The organism is Halomonas kalidii, from assembly GCF_030010475.1.
In the GTDB taxonomy this organism is placed as follows: Bacteria; Pseudomonadota; Gammaproteobacteria; order Pseudomonadales; family Halomonadaceae; genus Halomonas; species Halomonas heilongjiangensis.
Genome location: NZ_JASCQN010000051.1, coordinates 214,381 through 231,564 on the forward strand (window position 1 = coordinate 214,381; position 17,184 = coordinate 231,564).

General features: G+C 57.3%; 2 protein-coding genes. Both read left to right on the forward strand.

Translation table 11 applies throughout. The annotated features are described in order from the left end of the window. Positions 1 to 71: 71 nt before the first annotated feature. The gene (locus QLQ85_RS17620; RefSeq protein WP_282740201.1) at positions 72 to 8,693 is read left to right on the forward strand and encodes a hypothetical protein; all 8,622 of its coding nucleotides are present in this window, start codon (positions 72 to 74) and stop codon (positions 8,691 to 8,693) included. Between the two features lie 580 nt (positions 8,694 to 9,273). Further along, complete coding sequence (locus tag QLQ85_RS17625; RefSeq protein ID WP_282740202.1) at positions 9,274 to 17,163, forward strand: scabin-related ADP-ribosyltransferase; 7,890 nt, start codon at positions 9,274 to 9,276, stop codon at positions 17,161 to 17,163. The last annotated feature ends 21 nt before the right edge of the window (positions 17,164 to 17,184 follow it).

Consider the following 17,184-nt stretch of genomic DNA (forward strand, 5'->3'; position numbering starts at 1 on the left):
ATCTCTTCCTGTGGCGAGGATGTCGAGTGAGAGGGCCATCAGGGAGAGATCGGTAAGGCACGGAGATAGCCATGGCCAGAATACCCGCGATATTGCGCTTGAGCCCGAAACTCGCCCTCGCCGGCAATACGGCCTTTTTTGCCAAGGCCGTCGCAAGGGCTGCCGCCAAGCCCCCCCCGCCTCCGCCGAACCCACCCCAATACTCCTCGCCACAAGTGACGACCCCGGTGCAGTGGAACGGCGGCAATACGACCTTCCATCCGGTTCAGGCCACGAACAGCACGCCTTTCCCGGGTTATGGCGTCTATTCGTCGGAATATCTGGAGGCGATGAGCCTGGACCTGAGCGTGAACCAGGACGACCCCTATCTCATTCCCGATAGCTACGCCCCGGCGGGAAGCGAGGATCCCCTCCAGGACGTGCCTACGGTCGATCCGGTGGACAATATCGAGACCGAGGAGGCCACGGCAGAGGACATCGTCGACGACGTCGCCGAGGGCAAGAGCATCGCCCAGGTCGCCGAGGAATACCGCATCAGCCCCCAGGATGTTCTCGACCGGCTCGAGGCGGGTGGCTTGGAGGTCGAGGCCACCCAATCCGATGACGGCAGTGAGAGCACGATCGAAATCGTCGATGGCGAAACGGATGAGACCGTCGTCGAATACAGGTTCACCGAACAGCCGGATGGCGTAGTGGTCGAGGAGAGCACGAATGCCGATGGTGAAACCACGACGACGGTGATCGACGAGCAAGGTAACCGCACCGAGCTCGATCCCGAGCAGGAGACGACCCGCGAAGGCGTCGAAGAGATCGTCGAAGGTGTGGCCGACGGCCAAAGCATCGATGAGATCGCCCGCGAGCAGGGACTGGACCCTGATCAGGTGGTTGCCCAGCTCGAGGCGGCCGGTTTCGAAGTCGAGTCGGGACCGGAAGGGCAAGGGCCGAATTACAGCAATACCACCAGGATCACCGATGAGGAGAGTGGCGAACTTGTCGTCAGTCACGAGGCGGACCCCGGTGGTACAAGCACATCCGTTGTGACCGATCCGAATGGCGTAACAGTCGAAGAAGTCACCGATGCCGACGGTGAGACTACGACGACGGTCATCGATGAAGATGGTAATCGCACGGAACTGGATCCGAGCCAGGACACGACCCGGGAAAGTGTAGACGAGATTGCCAGGAGATTTTCTGAAGGCAAGGAGCTCGAAGCGATAGCTAATGAACTGGGAGTTACCGAAGAACAACTGATAGCCCAGCTGTTGGCGGCTGGATTTAAAGTGACTGACAGTGAAGCAAAGGACGGTCGGTATCGGGCAATATATTCGCATGGAGACGATGGAGGTGGTGGAGAGATAATAGCTTCCTACGATGATCGGAAAAGCACAGTTTCCAACTATGGCCCTCGTGGTCGTGAGAATGGGGGGAATGGTCACCATTCTTATTTTGTTAATTCACAAGGTAGGGAAGTAGAGAGATACTCAACCCGTCCAGAGGGGCCTCTGGTAGATGGTGGGCTAGACATTACAATTATTGTTGATGAAGAAGGGGTGACAACAAGAACGACCATAGATAATGGAGAAACGACGCGGGAAGTATCGCGTAATGATCGTACCGTGATTGCCGATGATGATGGGAATGTCACGCTGCGTGATGATGAGAGTGGGGATGAGATAGCGATAGAAGATGGAGAGGTCAGCGGAGATGTAAATGATGATATAGATGAAGCCATGATCGAGGCGATACAAGCAGCGGATCTGGATGGGGAAGATGGGGAGATTTTTCAAATATTCATAGACGCTTGGCTTAATAGAGATTCATGGTTATTTGGAGGCGATGAAGATGAGAAAAGTCGCGCAGATGAACTGGAGGAGGAATATAGAGCTCGTGAAAGAGAGTGGGAGGAAATCATTGCGGAAGGGGATGACTCAAAGGAAGCACAAGAAGCGGCACGAGAGGCAGTTCTTGCGAGTGACCTGGCTTATATCATATGGCAGGAAGCTATCTATGCTTCCTTGGTGCGCCGGGCTACCCTGGAGTTTTACGCGGTTGACCCTGACTCCGAAGAGGCCATGCGTAGCAGTATGGCCAGGATCAACGAAATACTGAACTCCCATGGGTGGGGATGGAGTCAGCCGGTTTCACAGCTTAGCCCTGATGAAGCCAGGGAACGGTTAGAAGAGCTGGAGGCTGTTCTGGAACTTGCCCGTAAAGCAAAAACAGAGCTTCAGGAATCCGAACGCCTCCTGGGAGAGGCAAACTCTGAGCAAGAGGATATTAGCCAGCGTTTATCTCCGGGAGAATTTGATGGTGACAATAGTGTGGCTCATACTCGGGTCAACGAAACGTTCTCCAGCGCGGATGTGCATGGTGCTAGAGGAGCTAGATTTCTTGCCGAATTCAAAGTTGCTGATCTTGAATTAATTAAAGGGGATGTGGAAAGAAATCCAGATGCTTATGAAGGGGTCGATATCGACGATATAAATAGATACCTAAAGGAGGCGAGAAGCAGAAGTGATGATGCCGAGGAGAACCTGGGAAGAGTTGAGGCCCAGTATGATGTTGATGTGGCTAAGCGGGAAGCTGCGGAAGTGCGCGAGCATATTATAGATGAGTATATAGAGGAGTATGTGGATGAGGACGGAACTTTTTATAGATATGATGGAGTGCTCGGCCAGCACTCGGGAGAGTATAAAGGATATTCGTTCAACAATTCGTGGAGTGCGGCGGATGGTAGTATTTGGATCGATATCCACTATGAAAATACGACCAAGACGGTGAATGTTGCTCCACCTCGCGCTGAGATGGATGCTTGGTGGGAGGAAAATCGCAATGGTGAGCTTATTGGACAGTGGCATGATGCGCGAAGTCGCTTGGTTGAGGCTAAATGGGCCGCGGGCGAAGTTGGCGAGGAGCATAGCGAAGCTCGAATAGAAGAACTGCGTAAGGATATTCGCGGGTTGGAAGAGCAGGAAGGAGAGTTTGGGCCACTCAGCATCGAAGCGCCGGATGGTGCGCTACCCGAGCACGAGCTTGTCGAGATCGACGGTAGAGTTCAGGTCCCGGGGCCCGTCGCTGAACGCTATGAGCAGGTTGGAATAGAGGCGCTGAGAGAGTTTGACCTGCCGGTCAGAGTCATGGCCGATGGTGAGGGGGATCTACTGGGCCGCCCGCAGTGGCAGTGGGTTGAGAGCTCGGGAGATGCGTACACCTATCTAGAACAGCAGGATCTCGAGGAGCAACTCGCAGTTGCTGAAAGCACTGCGCAGTGGTATGCCGAGGAGGCCTCTCAGCCTGCAAGGCAGCTGGGGGAATCGGAGGAGGAGTATAGGCAGCGAGCGAGATATGACGCCTTGGGAGAAGAATATCAGCAGCGTACTTTGGATAATGTCTACCAACCCCGCTTCCGGGAGTTTCTCGACGGTCCCATTTTCAATGCTGAATTCGCGCGGTTGGGTGAGAGTGAGCTGGGGGGCTGGACGAGGCAAGCGCTTGGCGTGTCAGGGGGGCGGGTCGAAAATCTCGATCAGGTGCTGGAGCAGATCCGCGATCACGGAGGTGACAATCCCGAGGTCAGGGCCGTGCCGCTCTCCTACGTGGGCCTGGATGGGAGTATGGCGACAATCACCCTGGTGGCGGTCAAGGATGGTGATGGCGATACGCGCTATGTCGATGCCACCGGCAGGGACTTCAGAGATCTCGAGGATTTCCGCAAGCACAACCGGCAGCTCAACGGAAATGGCAGGTTGGTGGCGCCAGCCGACCTCGAGATGACACCGGGCCGAGATGGTTCCATTCCTCTCAAGGTGGTGGATGTGCGGGGCCCCGATACGACGCTCGACTATGCGGTCAACTACACCACCATGGCAGCCACAGGGGCTTCTTTTATCCCTGGTGCTGCTCCGATTGCGGTTCCCCTGGCAATTGTTGGAGGAATCTATATCGGTGCACGTTCTGCTTACAACCAGTGGCACCATATTGGGCATGGCGGCGACTGGTACGATACGGAATCGTTGATGAATTACGCCTCGATTGCCTCGGCTGCGTTGCCCATGGTAGCGAGCTCCCTGCGTTTCACCGGTATGGTCGGTCAAGGTGTGAACATGACCGCGGCGGCGCGCACTAGCATCGGCGCGGTCAATCCCCTCAGCTATAATCCAGTGTACCAGCACGCCGTAGAGAGCCTTAAACAGGGCGGTAGGTGGGCGCGGAGGTGGGATGTTGCCTCTTTGGCCGTCGACGTCCCTCAAACTTTCTACTCTGCGGCCTATTTACATCGTAATCATCACCAAATGGCGGGTCGTGAGTTTACAGAGGCGATGACGAACCTTGCCATCGGGGTTTATGGCTCCGGCATGAGTATTAGAGGGTTGCAGTTATCCAACCCAGGTGAAGAGGGAACCACAGAGGGCCAGGCGGATGACGGCTACTATGCTTCTCGACGCGACGGGCAGAACGGCGCCCCCGACCCGCTTTCTGCCGCTTACCACCCAGAAGGTACACCCTATCCCGAGCGACCTTCACAGCTTCCTGAAGGCGTTCGTAGGTCCAGCCCACAGCGGGAGCTTCCCGATATCGCCAGCGACTCGCCACTGAGCCTTACCGGTACGGCGCATCCCACGATCTCTGAAGTCTTTCCTTCCAGATCTCCCCAAGAAATTTCTGCACAGTTATCCGAAATCCCTCAACAGCGTTTCGATACCTATGAAGACGCGCTTGAGAGTGTGATTGTTAATCAGAATGACCTTGATAATTATGCGTATGCGGATATCTCAATTGAGGCGATTAGAGATGGCCACTTTAGGGTCGACGGTAAAGAGCTTACACCACACGAATTTATACTCTCTGGATATATAGAGGAAGGAGATATAGGGCCAGATGTTCCTGTTGTGCTAGATGTCCGAGATACTAGATCTATGGATATGTCGTTGTCGCAAAGGTTGTCTGATGTTTTAAGTAAGCCCGTTGTCGTGCCGAGTTTCGATGCCACATCGAAATGGCAAGTTTTTCTCCCTAAACATGGTTTGGCCGAGCATCGGGCGGGATCTGTTTCACTATCGGATAGCGGAGATTGGATCTTGACGCAGGGGGTTGAGCGTAGCGTCATTGAGCCAGACGTTAACGACTTTGGGCAAGTGTTGGGAATGGGAGCGACAAGCGTGGCTTTCCGCTGGTTCGATAAAGTCATCGTAGTCAAGTATGCGGATGAAAGTCAATTGCCGGGATCTATATCCTATGAAGAGGGAGCAGATATTTTTAATGATATAGACAAACAAGAAAAAGTCACCAAGGAACTTATCGAAAAAGGGGCTCCGTATGTTGCTCCTGTACATGAGAAGATAGATATTTTTTATGCTGTAAATGTCAATGGTGTGAGTCGAGAGTTTTCTCATGATGCCAGAGTGATGGACTTTTATGCAACGCATGATCGCACGATAGTAAGCCGGTCCTATGGAAGTAATAATAGAACTGTTGGATCCCTCACCGATGTCAGCCTTCTCAATGAGAATAGTCTGAGAAGTCTACGAGCGATGAGAGACTTTTATTCCAGGTCAGGTATCGAAGTCGATGATCCCCAGTTCTTGATTCATGCCGATGGTAGCGTATGGTTGCATGATTTTTCAGTAATTCGACCGATTAGCACACCAAGTTCTCTAATAAAATTGATTGATCACCATATCGGGCTTGCCGAATCAGTCGTGCGTCAGAGAGCGTCACGCCAGTCATCTCTTGCCCCCGAAATCGCTGGCGGTGATGTTCTCGGAGGCAGGATGGGAGAGTCTCCAGTGGCTCCTCGCGATCCGACACCTGGAGCGAACGACAATGTACCCACACCTGAGCCTTCGACACCCCAGGCCGAGCGAGTGGCGGAGGACGTCAGTGTCGAGGCGGGGAGGGCGATTACCGACGAGTCTGAGACTACCAGTACGGCTCAGCAATTCGCCGAGAGGCGCGCTACCGAAGATAGGGTAGTGAGAGAGTTCACGGAGCAGGTTCGTCGCCAGCAGGAGCGAACTCCCCCTCAATCGCTTTCGGCCGCGGCTCCGGGGGATAATACTCCGAGCGGAGCAATGCCCCCTGTTCCGTGGCGCTTCCCTCCTTTGGAGCAGGGGGGCATGCCTGAACCCGGGACCTTCACCATTCGGCCCCATAGTGAAGGACAAGCCGCAAAACCACGTACTCACCTGTATCGTCTGGGTGATCTGGATGCTCTGCGCCAAGCCATAGTTGACGGCCAGGTACCCGTTGGACACAACATTCACTTCGTGCGTTTACAAGGATCCGCTGAAGGTATCGCTCTGGGTGGCGGTAAGGTGCCGTACAGCGGGGTTGTACAAGATGATGGAAAGATTCGATGGCCGGCAGGTCGAACTGGGCAGGCCGATGATATCTCTGTAACGACGCTCAATGCTGAGGGCCGGCAAGTCGTCGAGATTCGTAATGAAGGCAAAGATGGGAAACGGATCCACCATGTCCAATCCAACCAAGATGTCTATGCAGTTGTAACGACACTGACAGCAGCCGATATACGAAAGGCCCAAGGAGGGCTGCCTTTTGATGAATATCGCCCCGTGACATCCCTTCGGGGGGCTGATGGCCTAACGCTGAACGATTCCACTCGCAATCCGTCGGCGTCAAATGACAAGCCGACACCGCAAGATGGCGATTCAGTTACACCACTCCATACATGGCAACAGACTCAGCCGCGTCAGCCGATGGAAACGTCTAACTCACCGAAGGTGGACGGCACGACGCCGGATACGGCGCCCAGAGCATTGCCTGAGTCGCAACCGACATCAATGTCTCAAAAGTCGGAGGCTTCCGCAGCGACTGAGAATACGACTCCGGGTATTGATCAGCTTCCCAGCCTGTCCGAGCCCCAACTGAAAAGTATTTCTCCTTCAGAACTGGCTCAAGCCGACCCCAAGCTGTTCGGGCAACTACCGTCTGATAAGTTGGCAGCGTTCACGGATGCCCAGTGGAATGCTCTCAGGAAACCCCAGCTCGATCAGATAGACACTTCATTACTCCAGCAGTACGCGACGCAGAAAGCTCTGAAAGAAGCAGATCGAAAAGGGACGATCACTAAACTCTCGGTGGGGTCTCAAGGTCCTATCTTCCAACTTCACGGTGTGGAACGTAGGGGGTTCGACGAGCTGCGGCGGCAGTCGTCTTGGGACTTGCTTTTCCTTAGGATGAAGAGAACAGCCAGAATTACTGAGAGTTCAGATGGGACGGAATCTACGGCGAAATTCAGCATCGATAGTGGCCGGTTGCGAGATCTAGGCTTTTTGGATCCGAAGGCCGAGGCACTCCTCCCTGAGCAATCGGAAATAATAGAAATACAAGTCCATAGGGAGTCTCCCCCTGCACCCGATGTGTCTCGAAACTCAAAAGCGATGATGAAAACGGCGCTCACGATTGCGATTGCGAGTGCTGGCGGCAGTGCTCTCATGCTGCCGGAGAGCATTTCAATAGTCCCGGAGGTGATATCCCAGGGGGCGAATTATTCGGCCTCCTTTTTGCGGGGGGCCAGCTTCTTCGGAAGATCGCTAGCCCCGATCAGGACTGCGGCAGATACCACTCTAGGTAGGAACCTTCGAATATTGGAGGTTGCCACCACTGTGATGAATCTAATTCCTACTGCTGAAAAAGCACTTGGTGGAGAAAGCGGGTGGGTCACCTGGCCGACCACAATTGCCTATCTTTTATATATGGGGAATGCTGGATTTGAGGCAATTACGGGGAAAGGTGTTATTGCCGCGTGGGAGGCAAAGCATAAGAAACAATATGATATGCTTAAGGTGGATGATCTAGGGCTTCCCCTTTATGCGGTTAGTAGTGGCCTCGCAACACAGTCGGTTTTTAATGACTCGCAAGGCATCAGAGAAATAATGGCAACCCTTACAGACTTCAATAACCTGCTAGGGGTAGTCGGCGGAGGGATGTTTACACTCGGGTCGCTTCTCTTGCTTAGAGATGCTCATATGGCTAAATTGGTTAAGGAGAAAATAAAAAATAGATTGACTCATGGAATTAGAGAAATGGACGCGAGAGTGTTGGATGAAGTGTTAAATTGGGATCAGTTGCCATTGTGGAAGCGATTGAAATTCCCCTCGACGGCGGATCGTGACTTCGCACTCTTCTTTGGTGTTCCGATGATGACTGCCTACTCTAGTTTGCCCGTGTTAGAACGCTTGATAAGCGACTCCGCAGATCAGTCCAATTCCGGATCGGATGAGACGGAGGACGAGGAGTCGGAATCTGGCAGTATCCAATCTCCACTGCCGTCAGTAGAGCCGAGCCCTTCGCCGAGACCAACTCCCGAGCCCGCCGAGGCTTCACCGTCTTCGACACCGGAGTCTACTCTGTCGCCTTCACCGTTGCCAGATCAGCTAGAATCGAGTTGGGAAGGACTTTATCCTCAAGTTTCTGCATTGTCCTCAGGCAGTTTCGAGCACTACTCCAGTTCTGAGAATGTTGAGGCAGGGGGGCGGCGTACTAACCCTGCACTTGAGGATCAAGGGCATGACTGGGTCGAGGCTGAGTCACACCTGTCACTGGGCGGCATCGCCATCCGCCGGGGACGCGATATCGCGGAAGTGGTGGAGCTTAACCTGGGACATATCAGTGATCCCGGTACTCTTCACCCTGGGGATCGAGTATATCTGCCCAAGAGTGAGTTGGCTTAGCACCAGTGGATGAGTGCTGTCGAGTATCTTTCAGAAGCCGAAAATCGGTTGGGATAAGAGAATGAGATTCCGATGGATATAAGTGTGCCATTGATCGTATCGTTGGTTAAAATTATTTCTGCAATATTGCTATTTCGATAGCGATCGTTCATAAGTGCTGCATCATAACGTTTCATTATGAGTGATGGCTGGCGGTCACAATATAAAACCTTAATTCTGTGTTGTGTAACATTTCTCCTCCGGTTTTTATTTCAGGTGAGTTGCACTTTCTCTCTGCGCAACTATCATGATCTTATCGGGTAATGAGTATCGGTAAGCTGCCACATTGTTCTTGTTGTGTTCCGGTGCCTCGAGAGGCAGATTCGAGCGTCTGACTTGGATCGGTCGAATGGCTTGGCGCTGTTCGACAAGGGCAGGAAAACAGCAACGCTGGGTGAACATACTGCCGCGCATGATGTGGCCGGGTAGTGCCGCATCGTCGATGAATATCGGTTCGCATCGATTCGGTGATCTCTTCCTGTGGCGAGGGTATCGAGGGAACGGGCCATCAGGGAGATATCGGTAAGGCACGGAGAGAGCCATGGCCAGAATACCCGCGATATTGCGCTTGAGCCCGAAACTCGCCCTCGCCGGCAACGCGGCCTTTTTCGCCAAGGCCGTCGCAAGGGCTGTCGCCAAGCCACCCCCGCCTCCGCCGAACCCACCCCAATACTCCTCGCCGCAAGTGACGACCCCGGTGCAGTGGAACGGCGGCAATACGACCTTCCATCCAGTTCAGGCCACGAACAGCACGCCTTTACCGGGCTATGGCGTCTATTCGCCGGAATATCTGGAGATGATGAACCTGGACCTGGACCTGGACCTGGACCTGAGCCTGAACCAGGACGATCCCTATCTCATTCCCGATAGCTACGCCCCGGATGGCAATGAGCCCCTCTACCAGCGCGTGCATACGGCCGAGCCAGTGGACAATATCGAGGCCGACGAGGATGCCGCCGCGGAGGCGGCAGAGGAGATCGTCGAAGGGGTCGCCGACGGTCAAAGCATCGATGAGATCGCCGAGGAGCAGGGGCTGAGTCGGCAGGAACTGATCGAACAGCTGGAAGCCGCCGGGCTGGAGGTCGAGACGACGGAGGCCGACGGAGAGGCGGGACGCATCACGACCATCACCGACCCGGAAACCGACGACCCCCTGGCCGAGTATGAGGTGACCGAGCTGCCGAGTGGTGTGGTGGTCGAAGAGTTCACCGATGCGAACGGTGACACCCTCACGGTCGTCGTCGATGACGAGGGCAATCGCACGACGTTGGAAGAGGGCCAGGAGACGACCCGGGAGGGGATCGACGGGATCGCCGAGGACGTCGCCGAGGGCAAGGGCCTCGACCAGATTGCCGAGGAGCGGGGGCTCACTCGCGAGCAGGTGATCGCCCAGCTCGCGGCGGCCGGCTATGAGGTCGAGTTCGAGACCGATGAGCTGGCCAATGGCGGGGAGCAATACACCACCAGCATCGTCGATGCAGAAGATGATGAGGAGGTGATCGCGAGTTACAGCTCCGGGCGAGGTACCGGAACCTCTTCGATCTATATCGACGCCGAGGGCAACGAGGTCAACCGGACCGAATATGGCAACGGCACGGTGATCGAAACCGTGATCGACGCCGATGGGCGTGAAACCAGGACGACCACGGTGGCGGAGAACAATGGAGAGGCCATCGAGTATGAAGTTCAGGATGGCGACTATCTGATCGCCATTGCCGAACGCCACGGTGTGACACTGGAGGAACTCGAGGAGAGTAACCCCGAACTCTTCGATTCGCCTCGCGACCCCAATGTCATCCACGAAGGCGAAACGGTGGTCATCGAGGGTGCCACGCAGACCACGGTCGAGGTGACCGACAATGGCTATACCCTGACCACCTCGCCGGATGGGAGCATGACACTGCGGCGTGATGAGGATGGCCTGGAAGTCGACATCGAACCCGCGACCCAGGAGGAATCGCTCACCGAGCTGCTGATGGGGCTGGACGGCGATTCGGATGAAAAACAGGCTCTCCAGGGAATTCTCGAAAGTATCCTGCTGGGTAGCGAGGAGCTGTCCCGCATCGAGGAGCTGGAAGACGAGCTCGCCGGATTGGAGGAGGAGACGCAAGCCGCCATCGACGAGATCATCGGGGACGAGGGCGACGAGGGCGACGAGGACGACGTCATCAAGCCCGCCTCCGATGCGTCCGGCGACGACCCGGGTACGCCACCCGATGAAGAGGCTCCTTCCGGCGGTGACTGGGAGGCCGTGCGGCGCAACGGGGTGTGGGTCTGGGTAGACGCCGAGCTGGTCGAGGCGGTCGAGGCGGAGGAGGCCGCACGTCGCGCCCGTGACGAGGCACTGGCGGCCGTCATGCAACGGCAGTTGCAGCTGGATGTCTACGCCCTCGAGCCGGAGCACAAGGACGCCTGGAGCGCTGCTCTCGAGCGCCTCAACGCCGCGGGCGAGGCTCATGGCGTCCGCTGGGAACTGCCGGAGCCTGAGGACTCACTGGAAGAGACGCAAGAGCGGCTGGAGGACGTCAATTCCTGGATCGATTATCTCGACGCGGAGCGGGAATGGCAGGCGCTTCAGGAAGAAGCGGAGGATATCGAGGAACGCCTTCTCGCGCTCTACGAGGAAGACGAGGAGTACTCACGGTATTTCGATGAAGATGGCTATGAGTATACCGTGAGTCGTGGTCGGGCAGGCTCGAAGACGGAGCATACGGGGGAGCTGGAGAACCAGGAGATCATCGAGCGGGACGGGCAGCTCTACCTGGTCAACACCTACGAGAACATGGACGAGGAGGAGGAGGTCCAGCTCACCTACGCCCCGGGCGATGCGCCGAGGGGACGCCAGGAAGCCGCGCGGGATCTCGACCAGGAGTGGGAAAGCCTGATGCGCGGCGGCGACCCCCTCGAGCTGAATGATATCCGGCAAAGCGCCCTCGATGCCGAACGTGAAGAGAATCCGCACTATTTCGAGGCGGAGGGATACGAATATGAAGTGACGTCCCAAGGGCGAGGGGGACGAACCACCCGAGACAAGAATACCGGGGAGTTATTGGAACAGGACGTCATCGAGCGGGACGGGCAGCTTTATCTGGTGAATACCTATGCCTCCGAGGAGGTAGAAATCCAACTGACCCATGGCCCAGGGGGAGGCGGTCGTACTGACGCACAACAACAGGTTGATGAGGACTGGGCGCGCTGGAAAGCGGATCGGGACAGCTCGGAAGATGGCCTGATCGATGTCACGGAGAGCTATAACGAGGCGAGGGAAGCCTACCAGGAGATGCTCGCCGAGCAGTTCGCGGAGCAGCGAGCGGGGCTCGAGGGCGAGGATGGCGAGATCGCCACCGCCCAGCAGGCCCTTGACGATCTGGAGGAGCGGCTCGGGGAAGGCTCGCTGGTGTCTGACGGTGAGGCCACGGTACCGATCGAGCGAGACGACGGTGAGACCTGGTATGTGCACCCGGAGGTGGCGGCGGCCCACGAGGTATTGAACGACGCCGAGGAGCGGCTCGCGGAGTATTCGCGTCTCGAGGAGGCGGTACTCGAGGCCTATCGGGAACAGCACCCGGATCGTTTCGGCGACAACTATCGCTACTATGATGCGAGCCGCGACCCTCGGGGAGAAGGACGCATGCAGTCTGCCGGGCGGTTCAGCGAGAACGACGTCAATGTCACTGTGCAAGACGGCCAGCTCCATCTGACGATCATCTACGAGAACCACACCCTGGAAACCCCGCTGACCTATGCGCCGGGTGACGTCCCCGAGGGAATGGAACGTAGCGAGACGCAGCAACGGCTCGACCAGGAGTGGGCGGACTGGGCCGCCGGAGGCAGCCTGGAAGAGGCCACGACGGCCAAGGAGGAAGCCCAGACTTCCTATGACGATACCGTCGAGGAGTACGGCCGTGGCGGGACGGAGCAACTCACCGATTCCCTGCCCGATGACGTGGACCCGGTGCTGGTGCCGATCATCGATGATGAGATGGGGGAGGGGATGCGCTGGGTGCATCCCGAAGTGGCCGCGGCACAGGAGGAGTTGGTGCTGCTCGAGGAGCAGCGCGACTCTCTCGAGGCGAGTGAGTGGCACGCCCGAATGGAAGCCTATCGTGCCGCCCAGCCGTCGACCTGGCAACTGCTCGACGGCGGCACCTCGGCCGCACCGGCATCAGAAGGACCGGGGCCGGCGGCATCCTGGCAGTGGGAGGACGCCTACCTCGAGCTGGAGGGTGGTTATCTCCAGGCCCAGCAGGCCCTCACCGACAGTCGTGAGGCACGCCTGCTTACCCAGATTGGCCTCGGGGAAGCGGGCATCTCTTCGATGGAGAATGATCCCGGCTGGTCGGAAAGGCATCCGGAACTGGAGCTATCCGATGAGCTGGCTGCCCTGGAAGATGAGGGGACTGATCTGCGGGACGCCCTGGAGGCGAATGCCGACCATCGGCGAAATATCGAGAGAGCCAGTCGGTTCAACGCGCACCTGCTGGAACAGGAGGAGACGCATCGCCTCGATCCGGATAACTGGCCCGAGATCGTCACGGTATTCAAGGATCAGGAGGCCGATGATGCGCGTGTCGAGGCCACGTCCGAAAATCTGTCGGAAGGGCGCATCATCGCCATCGATGAGAAGCTGGAGGAGAGCCTGGGCGAAGTGTTCGGCACGGATGATGCCGAGCTGATCGACCCGGTGGCCGATCAGATACGGGACCTCGGTGACGATGGAGATGAGGTCGAGATCATCCCCATTCTGTACCAGGAAGATGGTGCCTACCACGACACGGCCCTGTTCCGGATGGGCGAAGACGATACCCACCCCTGGCTCATCGATGACAGCGGCAGCCGGTACCACAACTTCGCCGATTTCCAATACAACAACTACCTGTCCGAGGACGGCCAGGTCTATGTGCCGGAGAATCTCGCGGAGATCGCCGATATCAGCGGCGACATCCAATACGAATGGCAACAGGCCCGCGAGAAGAGCTTCACCGAAGAGTGGCTGGACCCGATAGTCGGCATCGGCACCAGCATCGCGACGGTAGCCGCCTTCGTGCCGCTGCTGGCGCCGGTCGCTGCTCCCATCGCCTTCGCAGGGGGGGCTTACTTTGCCGCACGCAGCATCGATAATCTGGCCAGCATGCAACGGCATGGCCGCTCCTGGGCGAGTGGGGAAGGCGTGATGGAAGGCGCCATGCTGGCGACTTCCGTATTGCCGATGGTGTCGAGCGGGCTGCGCTTCGCCGCGATGACGGCGCGCGGGGTGGACAGCACGGTGGCGGCACGCACCAGCATCGGGGCGTTTAACGCCCGTCGACTGGATCCGAATCATGCCCGCTACGCGCCGGAATACCACCAGGCATCACAGATGCTCTCGCAGCCGGGGGGGGCTTTCTCGGCGGCCCGCTGGGCGGACGTGGGGGCGATGGGGATCGGTGCACCGCTGCTGGGCTACTCCAGCTACAATATCGCTGCGCATTGGGAGGAGATGTCGAGCCTCGAGCGGCACGATGCAGTCATGGGGGTGGCCAGCGGTATCTTCGGGACCGGGATGGGGTACCAGGGGCTGCGGGCGTCGTGGCCGAATCAGGGGGGGGCGAGGGAGCAAGCGCCCCCCGCCTTACCGGAACTCAACCGCACTTCTACCCCTTGGAGTACGTCCGGGGAGTTTTCCACGACGACCAGGCTTTATCCGACGGCGCACATGCGTGCCGGCTCGGAGGCCATCGATACCGCAGCGTTGCAGGCCAGTTTAGGAGGGGAGTCCCCCACGCCTACCGCGGCCAACCATCCCCCTCACGGCGGCAGGTCGCGAGGCAATATGGGCCCCTACGTCTTCCGGGCGGATACGCGCTCTCCACAGGATATCGAGGCCGCGGGCGGCTTCCATCCCCGTGAGCCGACGGGGATCTGGGTGGATGATCCCAAGGGCATCAGCCTAAGCAACTATGTGCTTGCCAATACGCGTGGCCGCTTCGTCGGCACCAGCGGTTCGGTCGAGGGCGTCAAGGCCTTTGTCTCGCAGGTGTCCAAGGCGGCGAAGGATCAGAGGCACACGTTCGTCTACATCCTCAATCCGAGTAACAAGCGCCTCCACGTTCCCGGAGAAATCGAGGCCCTGGGGCATCCCGTCAGCGACCACATAAGGCAAGAGAACGAAATGGCCGTCGACGGCAGCATCTCATGGAACGAGGTGCTGGGCTGGCGTCAGGTGGACCCAAAGGGCAACTTCGTCGGCGAGTTCGTGCGCAATCCCGCTTTCGGGGAGATCAGTGCCTCTCCGGTGCCGGCTGCCCGGCCTCGCCGCTACTTCAGCGAAGCGACGGGCGAGACGATCGCGGATCGGGTATACGGGGCCTATCCCGAGTCCGAAGAACATATCTACGTGCAACCGGAGGGGGCTCAGGCGGAGCGCGGCGACTCTTCGGTTGTGGCGGACAAGACGCATATCCTGATCCGCGACCCGGAAACCGACGAAAGGGTGCTCATGCCGTGGATCCGCGGTGCCGCGGAAGGCCACGTGCCCGATCAAGGAGACGGCATCAATCCTCAGCATATCGAAGCCATCGCGGCCCGGCTTGCCAGACCGGCGATTGACACCCAGACGCGAATGGCCGATCACGCCGTCGAGACACAGCAGCGGCTGACCGAGGCATCCTCGACCCAGGCGGCACCGCGCGTTCGGTCGCTATCGCCGGAAACCGAAGGCCGTGCTCGTGTCTATCGCCTCGAGGACATCGAGGCACTGAATCGGGCATCGAACGATGGCGCGTTGCCGCCGGGGCATTACGTTCACCTGATTCGCACCCCCGAGTTGGATACCGGTACCTTCACGCTGCAGCGTGGGACGGTGCCTCGTAGTGGAGTGGTGGACGATGGCGGTCACTTCCGGTGGCCGGCCGGCCGGGAGGTCAATGTCGCCAACCGCCATGGCCGGATCCACGCGGTGGTCAGCGAGTTGTCGGCTAGCCAGATCCGCGAGCGCTTCCGCAGAGGCGAGGGCCTGCCCTTCGCCCTCTATAGTGGCAAAGGTCTATGGAGTATGGCGTCGAAACTGTCGGCGCATAATCCACAGTCACCGCCAACGGCCGAGAAGCCCAGTCATATCACACAGTTTTCGGAGACGACCCAGAAGAACACATCCGAACAACAAGTGCCACCAGCAACTATTGAAAGTCAGCAGTATCGGTCGCAAGGAAGTAGTGAGACACCTCAAAGGAAAAGTCGATCTGAGAAGGTTATCGGCTCAATTCTTGGTGTTGCTGGTGCTGCGGGTGCTTCCCTTTCCACTCATCCGCTCGCGGATGCCATCGCCTTCGCGGCGCGTGGTGCCAGCTTGATTGCGAGATCGCGCCTTCCCAATCACACTAAGGTGGATCAATTCTGGGGTCGCGTGCTTCGTGGGCTGGAGTTCTGTACGCTGTCGGTGAATCTTCCTGGCTCTGCGAACGCAGTGATGCAGGGTAGTAATGTCGATATAAATCTTCCCTATAGCGCGGGTCATTTGGCATATATAATTAAAAATTACGTTGAGGCTACGACAGGGAGGCCATTTGCACCCTACGCGGATGATGTCGCACTCCCGTTATATTTCGCTGGAAGTGTTCCCTATACAGCATCGAGCCTCAGGGGGGGAGATCATGGTGCATTCGTTGATGCCACGGGAGCTGCTGGAGGAGGCCTGTTTGTTGCTGGGTCGGCACTCTTGTGGGTGCAGGGGAGTGCTACATGGCAGAAAGGTGTCAAGCCAATTATCACGAAGCTTTGGCCAGTAACGTCGTCTTCGACGAAACTTCCTCAAGAAAATTCGACATTGCCTAGGATGAATGGTGAGTCTGAAGCATCATCACAGAAAAGTGAGTCGAAGCTGAAGCCAACTCTTACCACGCCCCTTACCTACGGAATTGGATTAGGTTTTTTTGCAGCGTCATCTGCTGCAGTGGCTTGGAGCAACTCAAGAAACGAAAAAGAAGATGACCCTGATGTGGATGAAGCTCCTACGGTAGAACCTCCGAGTGATGATGAGAATGACCAAGAAGTGGATGAGGCACCTACGGTAGATCCTTCGAATGATGATGAGAATGATCAGGAAGTGGATGAGGCACCTACGGTAGAACCTCCGAATGATGAAGAGAATGACCAGGAAGTGGATGAGGCACCCATGGTAGGGCCTCCGAGTGATGATGAAAATGGCCACGAAGATGAAGGCCCTATGTTAGAACCTCTTGGTGGCAATGAGAGAGCCCGTTTCAATCTGGAGCTTGAGCACCGAGGCCATGACTGGGTCGAGGTTGAGTCACACCTGTCGCTGGGAGGCATCGCCATCAGCCGGGGACACGATGTCGCGGAAGTGGTGGAGCTCAACCTGGGCCATATCGGTGATCCCGGTGCTCTGCAACCGGGGGACCGGGTCTATCTGCCAAAGCGGGAACTGGCGTAGCGCTGTCGAGATCGACGGGAA

What these genes read in the sequence shown, in the direction of transcription:
- QLQ85_RS17620 (WP_282740201.1), top strand. Translation starts at nt 72, where the DNA reads ATGGCCAGAATACCCGCGATATTGCGCTTGAGCCCGAAACTCGCCCTC.
- QLQ85_RS17625 (WP_282740202.1), top strand. Translation starts at nt 9,274, where the DNA reads ATGGCCAGAATACCCGCGATATTGCGCTTGAGCCCGAAACTCGCCCTC.